The organism is Microcoleus sp. B5-D4 (assembly GCF_036705145.1).
Classification (GTDB): Bacteria; Cyanobacteriota; Cyanobacteriia; order Cyanobacteriales; family Microcoleaceae; genus Microcoleus.
Map to the genome: position 1 here is coordinate 111,248 of NZ_JAUBTV010000008.1, position 17,379 is coordinate 128,626.

The 17,379-nt window shown below is 47.2% G+C and carries 8 protein-coding genes; 3 read left to right on the plus strand and 5 right to left on the minus strand.

Annotated elements, in window-relative coordinates; genetic code table 11:
• Positions 1–16: 16 nt before the first annotated feature.
• The 4 genes from QUB10_RS06045 to QUB10_RS06060 all read right to left on the minus strand — a co-directional run bounded on the left by QUB10_RS06045 (position 17) and on the right by QUB10_RS06060 (position 3,639).
• Complete coding sequence (locus QUB10_RS06045; RefSeq protein WP_333200429.1) at positions 17–1,309, minus strand: beta-ketoacyl synthase N-terminal-like domain-containing protein; 1,293 nt, start codon at positions 1,307–1,309, stop codon at positions 17–19.
• Positions 1,310–1,414: 105 nt separating this feature from the next.
• Positions 1,415–2,206 carry a peptidylprolyl isomerase gene (locus tag QUB10_RS06050; RefSeq protein WP_333200431.1) on the minus strand — a complete coding sequence of 264 codons (792 nt, stop codon included), beginning with the start codon at positions 2,204–2,206 and terminating at the stop codon, positions 1,415–1,417.
• A gap of 316 nt (positions 2,207–2,522) precedes the next feature.
• Positions 2,523–3,089, minus strand: coding sequence for a photosystem I assembly protein Ycf4 (locus tag QUB10_RS06055; RefSeq protein ID WP_333057558.1), 567 nt, complete (start codon positions 3,087–3,089; stop codon positions 2,523–2,525).
• Positions 3,090–3,207: 118 nt separating this feature from the next.
• Positions 3,208–3,639: a zinc ribbon domain-containing protein gene (locus tag QUB10_RS06060; protein WP_333200433.1), complete on the minus strand. Its 432-nt coding sequence runs from the start codon at positions 3,637–3,639 to the stop codon at positions 3,208–3,210.
• A 123-nt stretch (positions 3,640–3,762) separates the two neighbouring features.
• Here QUB10_RS06060 and psbD point away from each other — a divergent pair, with 123 nt between their 5' ends.
• From psbD to QUB10_RS06075, 3 genes are all read left to right on the plus strand, one after another.
• Complete coding sequence (gene psbD / locus QUB10_RS06065) at positions 3,763–4,821, plus strand: photosystem II D2 protein (photosystem q(a) protein) (protein WP_333055206.1); 1,059 nt, start codon at positions 3,763–3,765, stop codon at positions 4,819–4,821.
• A 156-nt stretch (positions 4,822–4,977) separates the two neighbouring features.
• Entirely contained in the window at positions 4,978–6,357 is a 1,380-nt protein-coding gene (psbC, locus tag QUB10_RS06070) for a photosystem II reaction center protein CP43 (RefSeq protein ID WP_333102538.1), read from the plus strand.
• A gap of 569 nt (positions 6,358–6,926) precedes the next feature.
• Positions 6,927–10,784, plus strand: a complete 3,858-nt coding sequence (locus QUB10_RS06075) for a GAF domain-containing protein (RefSeq protein WP_333200435.1) — start codon at positions 6,927–6,929, stop codon at positions 10,782–10,784.
• Positions 10,785–11,154: 370 nt separating this feature from the next.
• Here QUB10_RS06075 and QUB10_RS06080 read toward each other — a convergent pair whose 3' ends face one another.
• The gene (locus QUB10_RS06080) at positions 11,155–17,172 is read right to left on the minus strand and encodes a response regulator (protein ID WP_445300798.1); all 6,018 of its coding nucleotides are present in this window, start codon (positions 17,170–17,172) and stop codon (positions 11,155–11,157) included.
• Between the last annotated feature and the right edge of the window lie 207 nt (positions 17,173–17,379).

The following is a 17,379-nucleotide window of genomic DNA, read 5'->3' on the forward strand; positions in this document are numbered from 1 at the left end:
ACCGAGTTTACAAAAATTAACGATCGCCAGATAAAACGATCGCAGCATTCTGCCCGCCAAAGCCAAAACTTAAACAAACCGCATTTCTGACAATAGCCGATCGCGCAGAGCGAACAAAATCTAATTCAAACCCCGGTTTTTTCATTCCAACACAAGGCGGCAACATCTGATATTTAATACTCATCAAACAAAAAGCCGCGCCCAAAGCTCCCGAAGCTCCCAAAGTATGACCCGTAGCCCCCTTCGTCGAACTAACAGCAACTCCTCGGTGAAATAACTTCTCAATTAACAGTGCTTCGTGTCGGTCATTTAACTCAGTTGCAGTACCGTGAGCGTGAATAAAATCTATATCAATCGCCGCCAAATTGCTGCGTTTCAAACATTGATTTACCGCCGCGATCGCACTTTCCCCCCCCAGATCCGGCGCGTTAGCATGACAAGCATCATTTGTCAAGCCAAAACCAGAAACTCGACCGTAAATTTTAGCACCACGACGCCTTGCCAACTCGGCCGATTCTAATACAAATAAAGCCCCGCCTTCACCGAGTACAAAGCCTTCCCGATTTTCATCAAAGGGATAGCACCCATTGTTTGCCAAAGCACCCATCCGGCTAAATCCAGCCAGAGTCAGCGGTGTGATAGGCGCTTCCACAGCACCTGCGATCGCCCGCTGACACTCACCCGTGCGGATTAAATCAACAGCACGGGCGATCGACTGTAGGCCCGTCGCACAAGCAGCCATCGGTGCCAATACCGGCCCCGTCGAACCAATTGCCCTCGCCGCTGCGATCGCCCCCATGTGAGGCAAAAAATTCACAAATTGAGAATTGGGAATTGGGCATTGGGCATTGGGCATTGGGCATGGGGCATTGGGCATTGGGCATTGCGAATCGGTAATTGAGAATTCTCTTTCCTCTTGCGACTTCCATCTGACTTCTTCCCTCTTCCGACTTCCATCGGACTTCTTCCTGACATCCGTTACATCCGTTACAGAATCCGTTGCCGAACTTCCTTCCCTCGCCAACTGTTCCAAATTTGCCTGGAAGCCACGGCTAGAACCGATCGCAATCCCGCAATCAGGCAAAGGCAAAGTCAAATTAGCATCTTGCAAAGCATCTGCTAAAACCTGCCGAATTAAAGTTATTAAATCAGCAGGTTTTGTGCCAACCAAAGCCAAAGGTAGCGGTTCTATTTCTAAAAAAGGTTGATGTTGTCGAATTCCCGACTTCCCGGACAACAATCTTTTCCAGCCATCATCCAGAGTACCTAAAGCCGAAACAAGACCAATTCCGGTAACAACAACATCCATAAGTAAAAGGCTTGCTTTTGGCAAAAAGTAGAAAGTAGAAGGCAGTTGTTTCTCAAATGACTACTGCCAACTGCCAACTGCCAACTGCCAACTGCCAACTGACTACTAATTAACAGCCTTAAAATTTTCCAAACCCTGAGTAACGGTAGCTTTCTCAATGCGATCGCCCGCTTCAATCTTATCAACAACATCCATGCCTTGCTTGACGTACCCAAAAACCGCATAGCTACCGTCCAAAAACGGCACATCGGTCAAAGTAAAGTAAAACTGAGAAGAAGCCGAATCAGGACTCTGCGATCGAGCCATAGCCACAGCCCCGCGACTGTGCATCAACACGGGTTTCTCCTTAACCCCAGCTTCTTCTAGCGTCGCACTGTAAGTCGGATTTGCAGCACCTTTAGCTTTAATTTCCAGAGGAATCCTGCGTTCTACAGTAGTTTTCGGGTCAATAAAACCACCAGTTCCCAGCCGCGCCGTAGGGAATTTAGGGTCTTTACCCTGGGGATCGCCACCCTGAACTACAAAAGGCTGAGGTTCCCGCACGACTCGGTGAAATACCAGCCCGTCGTAGACACCTTTCTGAACCAAATCGACAAAATTGCCCGCCGTAATTGGCGCATTTGTGCCGTCGAGTTCGATCGTAATTGGAGCCCCTTTAACAGTCATCACCACCGTTGCTTTTCCTTCCAATCGTGGCAAATTGCTAAATTGCGAACTCGCCGCTACAGATGCAGGAGAAGGAGACGGAGACGGAGACAAAGAAATACTTTCACCTGACGCCGGATTCGATGTCGGAGTCGAGTTAGCCACAGGAGAACTACCACATCCTCCGACAAACAACGCGCCAATTATTAAAAGTGAGAACAACCACCGCTGAATTTTGATTTGCATTTGCATTTGTATTTTCACTTTGAGTCAATTACGGACTTGGCAACTAAAGATTTTAATTCAATAGTCTGAACTGTTTGTAGTTCGTAGTCTGAAAACCGCGATTTTGCTTTGATAGCGAACTTGCCGCCGATCCTTGCAACCCTTATTCTACGGTTGGCCATCAAAAACTGTCGGAAGTATGGTTAATTGATAGATTCAAAAATTGGTAACGGGCTTACTCGCCGATCGATCTTTTTCACTTACCAGGTAGGTAAGGTGCGCGGCCCGGCGCACCCTACGAGACATTACCAATCTAAAATCTCAAATCGCCAATCGAAAATCCCTAAAGTCCTTCGAGGGGAACTTGCAAAAATCGAGCCAATTCGGCCGCTTGATTTTCCACTTCAGACAAAGCAATCGGCTGTCCGACTCTAGTCAAGGGAAACTGACGGCGGTCTTTGAGCTTAAGATAAATACTGCGGCGGGGATTGAGACCTTCTTTAATGTCTACCCGCACAGATTGCACCTCCGATGTCTTGCAATTAAAATCAACTTTGCGGTTTTTGCCGGGAAAACCCCAGCGAAAGATCCGAATGTTACCAGTTTGTCGATCGAACTCGTTGTAACCGCCACCGACATCCCAGAGAATAGTCAGCCACAAGTAGAGCGCCAAAAGCACGCCACAGACACCGTAGAAACCCATCGCAATGCCTTGGGGGATGAAAATGAGCTGAGTCGGGTCAGCAAAAGGCAGCAGGTTAACGTGCAAGTAGCTGGAAATGCCCGACAGCAGGAAACCAGTCCCTCCAATGCTGACCACCGTCGCCCACCAGTAATTGCTGAAGCGGCGGGAGCCCAAAACCGGGTAGCGCAGGACAGGATCGATCGAGGTCATTGTTTTTGCAGTCATAAAATTAAACAGCCTTAAAGCCAAATCTTAATTCAATTAGTCCACCGAGCGTGACGCTTCGCTGAGGCGATCGCGATCGGGCGGGTGGGGATTGTGTATCAACTCCTGCTAATTATGGTCAACTACCGCCATCAAGCGGAGTACCGCTATGATGGGGGCTTGTATCTGAACTCCACCTCAATTCCGAAAACCTCGAAAGGATTTCAGCTTTGGCTTCACCGCTCGATACATGAGGGAGTGCTGACAAGACCCCGGTACTCATCCAGGCTTGCCGGACGAGCAACGTTCTAAGTGCGATATTTCGCGCCCCAACCAGATCTGCATGAAGTTGATGCCCACAGCATTCACAGCGGAAAATCAGCCCCTTGTTCGGTCGATTAGCCTTTGAGGTATGCCCACATTTAGGGCAACTTTGCGAGGTGTAATGTGCTGGAACTTTAGTAGCTAACGAGCCAACCACCGCCACCTCGCCGCTTGGCGACGAAGGGTCAGTTGGATTGTTGCTGAGCATCGTCAACCAAGATGGCCTTCCTCTCAACCACGCTTTCATCGAGTACGCCTCTAGTGGGGGAACCCTGCTGTTCTAGTTGAAATTTATGAACTTCTAATATATAGTTATGTTAACTTTAATTAGAAACCTTGGTCTTTTAACAAGCAAAAGGATTTTACCGCAATGACAATCGCAGTCGGACGCGCCCAGACCGAAAGAGGCATCTTTGATGTCCTCGACGACTGGCTCAAACGCGATCGCTTCGTCTTCGTAGGCTGGTCTGGCATCCTGCTATTCCCCTGCGCCTACCTAGCCATCGGTGGCTGGTTAACAGGCACCACCTTCGTCACATCCTGGTACACCCACGGTTTGGCAAGCTCCTACCTCGAAGGAGCCAACTTCCTCACCGTAGCAGTCTCCACCCCAGCCAACAGCCTCGGACACTCCCTGCTGTTCCTGTGGGGCCCCGAAGCACAGTGGGACTTCACCCGCTGGTTCCAACTCGGTGGGCTGTGGACATTTGTCGCCCTCCACGGCGCCTTCGCACTGATCGGCTTTTGCCTGCGTCAGATTGAAATCGCCCGTTTAGTCGGCATCCGTCCCTACAACGCCCTAGCATTCACCGGCCCCATCGCCGTGTTTGTTTCGGTGTTCCTGCTTTACCCCTTGGGTCAATCAGGCTGGTTCTTCGCCCCCAGTTTCGGCGTCGCAGCAATTTTCCGCTTTTTGCTATTCCTGCAAGGCTTCCACAACTGGACGCTCAACCCCTTCCACATGATGGGCGTTGCAGGCATCTTGGGCGGTGCGCTGTTGTGCGCCATCCACGGTGCAACCGTAGAAAACACCTTGTTTGAAGACGGCGAAGGCTCAAACACCTTCCGCGCCTTCAACCCAACTCAGTCAGAAGAAACCTACTCGATGGTTACAGCTAACCGCTTTTGGTCGCAAATCTTCGGAATTGCCTTCTCCAACAAGCGCTGGTTGCACTTCTTCATGCTGTTCGTACCTGTCACAGGCTTGTGGATGAGCTCCATTGGCATCGTCGGTTTAGCATTAAACCTGCGCGCCTATGACTTCGTATCACAAGAATTACGCGCTGCTGAAGATCCTGAGTTTGAAACGTTCTACACTAAGAACATTCTGCTTAACGAAGGCATTCGTGCTTGGATGGCTCCGACAGACCAACCTCACGAAAACTTCATCTTCCCTGAAGAAGTTCTGCCTCGCGGTAACGCACTTTAAAAAAATCAGGATTTGGATTTCAGATTAATTTACTTTTTTTAAATTAATCTGAAATCCAAATCCCAATTCCCCGGCGCAGGCGCGGTACTCCCGTGCCCTACTAGGGAACAAAAAAACCCAAAATCCAAAATCTAAAATCGTTGGAGGTTCTACCGGGTGGTAACGCTCTCTAATTCCTACGCAAGCGGTCGCGACCAAGAATCCTCCGGGTTCGCTTGGTGGTCTGGCAACGCTCGTTTAATCAATCTCTCCGGCAAACTGCTGGGCGCCCACGTCGCTCACGCTGGCTTGATCGTGTTCTGGGCCGGTGCAATGACTTTGTTTGAAGTCGCTCACTTTATCCCAGAAAAGCCCATGTACGAACAGGGCTTAATTTTGATGCCCCACGTCGCTACTTTGGGTTGGGGTGTAGGCCCTGGCGGTGAAGTCACTGATATCTTCCCGTTCTTCGTAGTCGGCGTTCTTCACTTGATTTCATCTGCTGTTCTCGGTTTGGGCGGCATTTATCACGCCGTTCGCGGCCCGGAAGTTCTCGAAGAATACTCTTCTTTCTTCGGGTACGACTGGAAAGATAAGAACCAGATGACCAACATCATCGGCTATCACCTAATTTTGTTGGGTGGCGGTTGCTTGCTGTTGGTAGCTAAGGCCATGTTCTTCGGCGGTGTCTATGACACTTGGGCTCCGGGCGGCGGCGACGTGCGTATTATCACGAACCCCACTCTGAATCCGGCTGTGATTTTTGGCTACTTGGTGCGCTCTCCTTTTGGTGGCGAAGGCTGGATTGTCAGCGTCAACAACATGGAAGACATCATCGGCGGTCACATCTGGCTGGGCCTGATTTGTATCGCTGGCGGTGTTTGGCACATTTTGACCAAGCCTTTCGGCTGGGCTCGCCGCGCCTTAATCTGGTCTGGCGAAGCTTACCTGTCTTACAGCTTGGGCGCTTTGTCCCTGATGGGCTTCATCGCTTGCTGCTTTGTCTGGTTCAACAACACTGCTTACCCCAGCGAATTCTACGGCCCGACGGGCCCGGAAGCTTCTCAAGCGCAAGCTTTGACCTTCCTGATCCGCGACCAACGCTTGGGTGCTAACGTCGGTTCTGCACAAGGCCCCACCGGTCTGGGTAAATACCTGATGCGCTCTCCTACTGGCGAAATCATTTTCGGCGGTGAAACGATGCGTTTCTGGGATTTCCAAGGCCCTTGGTTGGAACCCTTGCGCGGTACTAACGGTTTGGACTTGAACAAAATCAAGAATGACATTCAGCCTTGGCAAGCTCGCCGCGCGGCTGAGTACATGACTCACGCTCCTTTGGGTTCTTTGAACTCTGTGGGCGGTGTGGCGACTGAAGTTAACTCGTTTAACTTCACTTCTCCTCGTTCTTGGCTGTCCTGTTTCCACTTTGTGATGGGTTTCTTCTTCTTGGTCGGCCACTTGTGGCACGCTGGTCGCGCTCGCGCGGCTGTCGCTGGCTTTGAGAAGGGTATCGATCGCGAAAATGAACCAGTGCTGGCTATGCCAGACTTAGACTAATCGATCGAATTTATTTCTGATTTGATTGTCTAGTTGAAAAAGGCTCCTGCTTAACTGCAGGAGCTTTTTTTTGACCTAATAATATCTGAAAAAGCTACGGATTGTCGATCGACCATTCTCGGAGCCCACTAGCAGCAGATACAATCGTAGAGGTAGAAACCCGATTTCTGAGTTAACCTTTTGAATTCCATGCTGTTTCTTTCTGTAAGCTCGTTCCTCCGCCAGCTTTTGCATCCAGGACTGAGATATTTCGGTGCCACCTTCATCGCTGGCGGTGAATGACTCTACAAGTCTTGAAACTTGACAATTTTAATCCGTTGGGGTATTGAGCTTGCAATGCCGGCTCTACAAAGTTTATATTTAAAGTACAAAAGTTTTAATTCCACAGAATGGAAAGTTGCACTGAAAAGTTGCAATTTTAAGGCCGATCGCTACAGGTGCAAAACTAATCGACGATCGGGCATCAGGATATTTATATTTTATTAAATGGCTGTGCTTGCCGAATTTTTTAACAGGCACAAAACTTTTGGGCCGCTTACTGTTATTGCTAGGAAAGCAAAAAATTAATAATGGACTCATTAAAGATCGAAAATGTCAAGGTGAGGTTCGATCGAGCAAATTTGCTCGAACGCATCGCCAACCGCATTCGCCACTCTCTAGAACTACCCGAAATTCTGAGCGCAACAGCAGCGGAAGTTCAATCCTTCTTGGGAACAGACAGAGTAAAAATCTACAAATTTCATAGCGACGGTAGCGGTGAAGTGATTGCCGAATCAATTAACGGCAACCGCTTGCCCTCCCTATTGGGTTTGCATTTTCCAGCAGACGATATTCCCCCTCACGCCCGCGAACTGTTCGCGCAACTACAGGTGCGATCAATCGTCGATATAGATTCCGGTCAGCTAGGCCAAAGTCCGCGTCGCGAGTCGCTTTCCGGCCAACTGCTGCCCGACGAAATACGCTTTCGTGCGGTTGACCCCTGCCACGCTGAATACTTGACTGCACTGGGCGTCAAGGCTTGCTTGGTAGTACCAATTTTTCACGGCGAAGAATTCTGGGGGTTGTTGGTATCTCACCACTCCGAGTCCCGGAGTGTGACAGAAAACGAACTCCAAGGCGTTCAGATGGTGGCAGATCAGCTCGGCGTCGCCATAGCCCAATCAACCCTCCTCGCCCAAGCGAGGGCGAAAGCTCAACGGGAAGCTGCCGTCAACCGCGTCGCCGCAGCCCTTAACTCCCCGCCGGCGATTGAACTCCAAACAGCTTTGGCAGAATCGGTAGCAGCACTAGATGCAGCCGGCGGCAGGCTGTGCATTTTCGCCACACCATTCGTTTCCGACAGCAGCAAGGTTACGAATCTAGTTCCCTATTCGGATAACTCCACTGGCGAACTGACAGTCTACACTTGCGGCTCTGGGCCGAAGATGCAAATTTCGGCAAAATACCCGCAGGTTGAGCAATACAGCGTTTGGCACGAATATTTTAAATCCGGCGAGCAACAGGTTTGGGCAATTCCCGACTTGTACCAAATTAGCAGTTTGAGAAGCCTGCAACCTGCATTTCGATCGACCAAAATTCGCAGCATTTTAATCGTACCGCTCAGAACCCGCCAGCAAATATTCGGTTACTTGACCATTTTTCGAGAAGAATTTGACACCGAAACTCTCTGGGCTAGACAGTTTGATAGCGACGCGCGGCTCGCCCAATCTCGGATATCTTTTGAAGCGTGGAAAGAGTCAAAAACTGCCCAAATTCGCGAATGGAATGCTGAAGAAATTGAATTGCTCCACATTTTTGGCACGCACTTTTCTAATGCTATTAACCACTACCAACTCGATCGACAAATAGAGGAACTTAACACCAATTTAGAAAATCAAGTTCAAAAGCGCACTGCTCAACTACAGCAGTTGACCCAACAGCAGCGAGTGCTGTTTGAAGTGGTGGCAAAAATGCGGCAATCCCTCGACTTAAACAAGATTTTTAGCACGATGTCCCAGGAAGTGCGGCGGGCTTTAAATGCCGATAGAGTGGCGGTTTACCGCTTTGATTCCGCATCAGAATTTAACGACGGCGAATTCGTTGCCGAAGATGTTTTGCCAGATTTTCGGTCAGCAATGGCAGTCAAAGTACACGATCGCTGCTTTGGAGAAAACTACGCCAATCTTTACTCTCAGGGGCGAGTTCACGCCATGTCTGACATCAGACAAGCCGGACTGCAAGATTGCTTTCAGAAAGTCTTGGAGCAATTTCAGGTCAAAGCTACTTTAGTTGCACCGATTATGAAAGGCAACGACCTTTGGGGGTTGCTTTGCGTACACCAATGTTCGGCTCCCCGCAACTGGGAATCTTCCGAAATTAAGTTTGCTACCCAAATTTCCGCTCAGCTAAGCATCGCTTTAGAACAAGCAGATTTGCTCGCTCAAACTCAGCAGCAAGCAGTTGAGTTGCAGCGGGTAGCAGAGCAGGAGCGAATACTGTTTGAGGTAGTTGCTAAGATTCGACAATCTCTCGATTTAGATACAATTTTTCGTACTACAACTACAGAAGTGCGGCGGACATTAAAGGCCGATAGAGTTGGCATTTATCGCTTTGATCCTAGTTTAAACTTTAATGAAGGCGAATTTATTACCGAAGATGTTTTACCTGGTTTTTCTTCGGCAATGGATGTAAAAGTTCGCGATCATTTCTTTAGCGAAAAGTATGCCAAAAAATATAGTCAGGGACAGATTCAAGTGCTACAAGATGTCGAAAATGCAGGACTTTCAGACTGCCATGTTGCTCTTTTAGCTCAATTTCAAATTAGAGCTCAGGTGATTATGCCGCTGATGAATGGCAGTGAACTTTGGGGTTTGCTGTGCGTGCACCAGTGCAGCGGTTCGCGCCATTGGAACACTTCGGAAATTCAGTTTGCTACGCAAGTGGGAATTCAGTTGAGTGTAGGATTAGAACAAGCAGATTTGTTGGCTAAAACGCGGCAGCAATCAGTTGATTTGCAGTGGGCAGCAGAGCAACAGCGGATACTGTTTGAAGTGGTGGCTAAGATTCGAGAATCTCTCGATATCGACGCAATTTTTAAGACGGCTACTCAAGAAGTTTGTCAGTTTATGCAAGTCGATAGAATAGCCGTTTATCGCTTCAATCCTGATTTGAGCGGTCAATATATTGCCGAATTTGTAAAAAATGGCTGGAGGAAATTGGTAGGGGAAGGTATCAATACGGCTTGGCAAGATACTTATTTGCAGTCAAACCAAGGCGGCAAGTATCTGAATAATGAAACTATAGCCGTTGACGATATCTATCAAGCTTGTCACTCCGAGTGTCACGTCGGTATTTTAGAGCAATTTCAGGTGAAGGCTTATGCGATCGCGCCGATTTTTGTAGGACAAGAACTTTGGGGTTTATTGACAGCATATCAACATTCTGGGCCCCGCTGTTGGGAAAGTTCAGAAGTTAACTTTTTAGCTCAGATTGCCAATCAGTTAGGCGTAGCTATCCAACAAGCCGATTTGCTGGCTCAAACCAGACGCCAAGCAGAACAAATCGCTCAAAGTTTAAAGGATTTGCAGCACACTCAAGCTCAATTGATTCAAACTGAAAAAATGTCGGGTTTGGGGCAACTGGTAGCCGGGATTGCTCACGAAATTAACAATCCGGTTAATTTTATTTACGGCAATCTCAATCACGCTAGTGAATATACTGCTAGCTTACTGAGTTTGCTAGAACTTTACCAGCAGCAATATCCCGCTTATAGTCCTGAAATAGACAAATTGAGTGAAGATATTGACTTGGAATTTCTGCTAGAAGATTTGCCAAAATTGCTATCCTCAATGAAGGTAGGAGCCGATCGCATCCGTCAAATAGTTCTGTCTTTAAGGAATTTCTCTCGTCTTGACGAAAGTCAAATGAAGGCGGTTGATATTCACGAGGGCATTGACAGCACGCTGTTAATTTTACAGCACAGGCTGAAATCTAATGCGGACGGTGCAAACATTGTGCTAGTGAAAGAATACGGCATTTTGCCTCGAGTTGAGTGTTATGCTGGACAGTTGAATCAGGTGTTTATGAATGTAATCGGGAATGCGATCGATGCTTTGGAATCGCACAAGTTGCTCGCTGGTCAATCTGTAGCTCCTCAAATTAAAATCTCTACTGCTGTCGGTCAACTTAATGGTACTATTCCTAGCGCGCTGATTCGGATTTCTGATAACGGTACGGGAATTTCGGAATCTATGAGACAACGCATATTTGACCCTTTTTTCACGACTAAGGCAGTGGGAAAAGGTACTGGATTAGGACTGTCAATTAGTTACCAAATTGTGGTAGAGAAACACGGCGGTGTTTTACAATGCAATTCGGAATTGGGGAAAGGTACTGAGTTTGCGATCGAGATTCCGCTTCGACAGCAGTCATTAGTCATTAGTCATTAGGATCGCGAATTAAATAACTTACAATTTTAATTGTTATTGTGGGATGGGCGTCCCGCCCGTCCAAAAAGGACGGGCGGGACGCCCATCCCACTTTCAAGAGTGGAAGTTATTTAATTCTCATTCCTTATACCAATTTCATAAAGTAGCGCTAGATATTACCCCCCCAACCCCCCCTTATTAAGGGGGGGCTAAGACTTCATCCATAGCACATCTTTAGAAAAATGGTATTAGTAATTATTTTAATTGACTTTCATAGATTATACCAATTTCATAAAGTAGCGCTAGATATTACCCCCCCCAACCCCCCCTTATTAAGGGGGGGCTAAGACTTCATCCATAGCACATCTTTAGAAAAATGGTATTAGTTTCGCTATGCTTGTAGTTCTTGTTGGAGAGTATTCTTGACACGATCGTACTCAACCTCGATTTGAGCAAATAGGGATGAGGCTCGATCGAGTTCACCAGAGGTACTCATAACTTCTAGCGTGGCACAAAGCTGGGCCAGAGGAGCCGCGCTTAGGTTCGCACTACTGCCTTTGAGGGTATGGGCCGCTCGGTTTAGGGTTTCAGTATCCGCTTGGACGATCGCTAATTTCATAGCTTCTAGCAACTTTACGCCTTCCTCCAAGTAGCAGTTCGCCAGCAAGCTCAAAATCTGGGTTGAATCTTCATCGATGCTGCTACAGAAGGCTTGCAGTTCTGTGAGGTTAACCGCTGGTACATCAATTTCTGGCTTCTTGCTATCTGATTCCTCCTTTTGGGCCTGCTGCGGTTCGGGGTTGGGTGGACACTGACTCAGCGCTTGGATGAGAGCATCTAGTCGAATTGGTTTACTGATATAGTCATTCATGCCAGCATCAAGACAAACCTGTCGATCGCCCTGCATGGCATTCGCCGTCATTGCAATAATTCGGGGACGAGCATCAGCCGGCCACTCCTCACAAATACGACGGCTGGCTTCTAGCCCATCCATCTCTGGCATTTGTACATCCATCAGCACTACATCATAAGGCTGGCGATTCAGGGCTTCCAAAACTTCTAATCCATTGGCAGCAATATCCGCCCGGTATCCCAAACGCTCTAACAGCAGCAGTGCCACCTTCTGATTCACCAGATGATCCTCTGCTAACAGAATTCGCAGTGGGAGTCTCTCGGCCAGTTTCATATCATCCTGAACAGATATAGGGAGCTGTGGTTGAACTTTTTTCGGTTGAGCTTGTAGCACATGGATCAGTATTTGATAGAGCTGGGATTGTTTGATGGGTTTGCTTAAAAAAGCCGCAAAGTGGGTGGAGAGCGCTGAAGAACTGGCTTCTGGGTAGCCCATTGAAGTCAGCAACACTAGGGGTAAACGGTGGCACTTAGGAAGCTGATGGATTTCTGAGGCGAGTGTCAGGCCGTCCATTTGTGGCATTTGCATATCTAAAATAGCGACATCAAACGTTTCTCCTGTCTCAAGCCAGTTGAGCGCTTCCACAGCCGATTGGGCAGCGCGAATTTGCATCCCCCAAGTCTCGGCTTGCAAAGTCAGAATTTGTCGGTTAATGGGCAGGTCATCGACGATTAATAAACGCTTGCCAGATAGTTCAGGTAGCATTTCACTCGGTTCCGCTAACTCAGTAGCCACAGAGGAAGCCACAATCGTGAAGTAGAAGGTAGAACCCATTGTGACTCGATGAGAATTAGTGGCTAGCCATTTGGGTGAAGGGGTTCCTCCGACGTGACCTCTGGTCTCAACCCACATCATGCCGTTCATCATTTCACTAAGTCGCTTACTAATCGCCAGACCTAAACCTGTCCCTCCATACTGCCGAGTCGTCGAAGCATCTACTTGACTAAAAGACTTAAACAGTCGATCGAGCCGGTTGGCTGGAATACCAATGCCTGTGTCTTGAATGGCAAACTGGATTTCATACAAGCTTTCTGACAAGTTCCCTGGCTCAGAAATTGTTTTGTCAGAATCAACTAGAGAGGCTTCCACGGAAATGGTAACTTCCCCAGTTTCAGTAAACTTAATCGCATTGTTGAGCAAGTTAACTAGAATCTGACGGAGACGGGTGACATCACCCAAAATGAAATTAGGAGTCTTAGGGTGGATCAGGTAGCCCAACTCAATATCCTTCTCATCTGCTTTAACTGCAAGTTGGTCGATCGCACCTTCTATGCAATCTCTCAAGCTCAAGGGATGCTTTTCTAACTCCAGCTTGCCCGACTCAATTTTGGAGAAGTCAAGGATGTCGTTGATGATACTCAGGAGGGTATCCCCACTATTGCGAATCGTCTCGATAAAGTCTCGCTGTTGAGCCTTGAGTTCTGTATCTAGGAGTAGTCCCGTCATGCCAATAACCGCATTCATGGGAGTGCGAATTTCATGGCTCATCATCGCCAGAAATTCACTTTTGGCTCGGTTCGCAGCTTCTGCTTCTCGTCTAGTTTGCTCCAGGGCAAAGTTTTTCAGAGTTAATTCTTCTCGTTGTCGAGTTTCTTGCTCTAGTAATTTGGCTTGAGCCAGAGCAATTCCTACTTGAGTCGCGACGGATTCTAGCAACTCCACTTGATCGGGACTCCAACTACGGTAGCGATCGCACTGGTGCAAACAAATGGCACCATTCGGTTCTCCTTGGTAAGAGGTTCGCACTGCTAATATCGATCTTAATTTGAGACTGGTACAAATTGAATGATCACAGGTGAGCAATGAATCGCAATAGACATCTCGGGAGGCGATCGCTTCATCTTGAGCCATCAACTGTTTTGTATAAGCAGGACTCGCGGCCAGAATGTCATGCTTCCCGCTGGGGGCAGATCCGGGTGCTAGATACTCTGCAACGACAGGAAACTGAGGCTGTGGAGTGTCCTGGTATGTGCGAATTAAGCAGCGACTGACCCCAAAAGTTTGCCCAATCTCAATAGCAGCCGTTTCAAATATCTGCTGAGCATTGAGGCTTTGCCGAATTTCTTGGGTAATTTGCTTCAGCAGTAGGGCTTTTTGCAACTGTCGCTGTAGTGCTTCTTCTGCCTGCTTGCGATCGGTAATATCCTTCATAAAGCAGTGATGCCCCACAAAGACATTTTGCTCGTCATAAGCAGAAACCATCACCAATTGTTTATAGAAGCTGGAGCCATCTTTTCGCATCCCCCTAGCCTCAACCTCAACTCTGCCCTCTCTCAACATCTGTTGATAAGCAGCTACCATTCTCTCAACATCTTCAGGATCAACGGTTCTTGGCCAGTCCATCCCTAGCATTTCCTCCGGCTGATATCCCGTGATGGCGGCATAAGTTCCGTTAACAAACAGATAGCGTCCTTGAGTATCGAGTCGAGAGATGCCTGCTACGGCATTTTCTAGCGCGGCACTCATTTGTTGCAGTTCTGCTTCGGCGCGTTTGCGATCGCTAATTTCAATTAGAATGCAACCCACTGCTACAGGCTGCTCTGCATCCTTGAAAATGGGAAAGTGAGAAACGAGCCAGTGGCGCTTGACACCCGTTTGACTGGATAGTGCTGTGCTAATTTCCAAGTTGATCGAAGGTTTTCCAGTTGCTAAAACCTTTTGTAATAGTTGATTTACACCAGCAGCAAATTCTCCCAAAATATCATCGGTTATCTTACCTAAGTGAGCCTCCACAGAGTGGCCATTAAATTCAGCTAGTGCCTCATTGATTTGTAAAAATCTCAACTGCCGATCGTGGATACACAGCCCCACCCCTGCTAGGGAAGCTCCTTTAAAGAAAGCATTCAATAATTGCTCTCTGGCTTGAATTTCCTGCTCTAAGTTTTTGCGATCGGTAATATCGCTCTGAGAACCAGTCATACGGACAACTTTGCCCGCTTCATCCGAAAGCGCCTGCCCTCGAGCCAGAATCCACTTGTAGCTCCCATCCTTACAAAGAACTCGATGTTCTGTAATATAAAAAGAAGTTTTGCCCTCAAAGTGATCTTGAATTATTTGCAAGACGCAACCGAGATCATCGGGATGCACCCGCTTGCTCCATTCGTCCAGGTGATGGGAAATTTCATGGTCTTCGTAGCCCAACATTTCTTTCCAGCGAGCCGAGAAGAATACTTCATTAGTGTTGACGTTCCAATCCCATACCCCTTCATTACTACCACGTAGGGCGAGTTCCCACCGCTCTTCACTCGCTTGCAGAGCGACTTCTGCCTGATGCCGTTCGATTTCACTACCAATCCACTGAGCCATCAGCTTCAGTAATTCCACATGGGCAGATTTAAAGCTGTCTGCACGGGGAGATTTACTAGAAAAGCTGAGGGTACTGTAGACTTTGCCTGCAACTAAAACTCGTGTTCCAATATAAGCTTCCATGCCAAAGGCAAGATAGGCAGGATGGTGACGCCATTTTGAGGTGCCTGTATGTTGGATGGTTAGGGGTTCATTTGTGTCTAAAGCTTCACAGCACAAAGTTTGCTTAATATCAAAGACATCACCTGGTTTCAGGACTTCATCGGGCTCGCGCGCAACCATCACCTCATAACGGTTATCTTGCACGCGAGCCAAGATGCCACTTTCAAGCCCAAAATTCTGACATCCCATGTCAATCAACGCTTGGATGCGCTGCTCAAAATTGAGACTTTGGGTAGCAGTGACTTCATATAAAGATCGTATGGCCGCTTCTCTTGTTGTTAGTTCAGCTTCGGCTTGTTTACGTCTCTTAATTTCACCTTTGAGAGATCGATTGATTCTGGATAATTTTTGCGTTCGTTCTTGAACTCGGTGTTCTAATGTGGCGTTGACCTGTTTAATCTCCCTAAACTTTTGATTGAGTGCGATCGCCATCAATTGAAAATTGCGAGCAAGCTCATTGATTTCAGTAACAGAGCTATGTTTCCATTCAAATGTTTCTTCTGAAAGCTTGTTGGGTAAGTCAGCAGTCGCACCAGCTAAATAGGATAATGGCTTGACCAGTCGTTCGCTAACCAGCGTTGCAAACAAAAATGCCAACATGGTGATGACGAGTAGAATAATCAAGTCAGCCTTGTAGCGATTTTGTAAATTTTCTACATAGGGAGAGGCTGGAATTTCTAAGCGTAATCTCCAGTCCAGATCGGAGCTAATTGTAAATTCCTGTATATACAGAGAGTTTTTCCAACGGATCATCGGATTTTTGCCATTGCTAGGAATCCACTGCTGCAAGGTTCCCTCTAAGGTGCGAGTGCTGCCGTTTTTTGACTCCTGAATACTGGTCAAAAGCTTTTGGTCGGATTGATTACTAGCAATGACTCGGTTGTTTTCATCGAGCAGTGTAATCCGTAGTTGCTGATTGTTTCTCTGGAAAATGTAGAGAGCTTTGATATGCCTTAATGCTAATGAACCGTGGATCAGCCCAAGAAAATTCCCTTGAAGTTGCAGGGGTACATTCAATCCTACATGAGGTTCGTCCACTAATATATCTTTGTGGATAGGAGTCATCCAAGGTCTCAACCGCTCTTGAGCCAGGGGAATTAGAGATTGATGTTCCGTGCTTTGTTCCATCAACCGCCGACGGGTTTGATCTAAAGGAGAAGAAGTAGCTAAAATTGTTCCCGATGAATCGGCAACATAAATTTTGTCGAAATCTGGCAACATCTGCTCGATCATGCTAATGTTTTGTTGTAGCTGCTCGGCTGATTTAATCGCTGTATTAGCAGCAGTGGCGGCTTCAGGTATGAGCGATTTTTCAGCTAATGTATTCAAAGCTAAGAGATGTCGCTGATGCCATCTAGATATGGCGCTAGTGAGACTTTTTGCGTTTGTTTGTAACTCCGTTTGCACCGTCGTTTGGATTTGACCAAGAAAGTATCTACCATCAAAAACTAATAGGAGCAGTCCTGGAATAAAGACAAAAGCAACCAACAGATGAAAAATAGTTTGTTGTAAAGAGAGAGCGAGATTTTTTGAATGAGTAACCCACCGATAAATCGGCGCATACGAAATGATTAAGCTGGCAACTAAGGCATTAAAAATGCCGTTGGCTGCTTGTTTGCACATAACGAGTATGGCCTGATTCACGTCCATGTGCATCATTTGAGCGTAGAAAACCCAAACGAGGGGCATTCCAATTAAGAACCAGTAAATCCCATCGAATAAAAGGAGGTTCGGATGTTTGCACTTCTTGCAAAGAAACCCTACAAACAGAGCCTCAATTACCAAAATAATCGTGGCGTATGGATGATGCCAAAGGATATAAGTATAGCTGCCTGCTATTATACCAGCCAAGCCTCCCCAGCCCCAGCCGAAATAGTAAGTAATAATTAGTATGGGAATACTGCCAAAGAGGAAATCAACCCCAAATAAAAGAGACACACTGAAATAGTTGCCCAGAACACCCGCACCAGTGAGAAGGGCGATCGCACCTAACCATCTTTTATTACGCATTGAGCTAGCCCCTCGCATAAACTTTTATAATCGCTAGTTGCTGAATATGACCTGATTCCGATAAAAAAAACGCCATAGAGCCGATCTGTTATTTACCTGAAAATTTCCCTGAAGATCGCACCACCGATTATTTAAGCTTTAATACTACAACCAATGCTTACTCATGCAGGACTTGATATTTCGCTCAACTTTTAAGAAAAAATTATTCCAAATTACGAGAGGTAT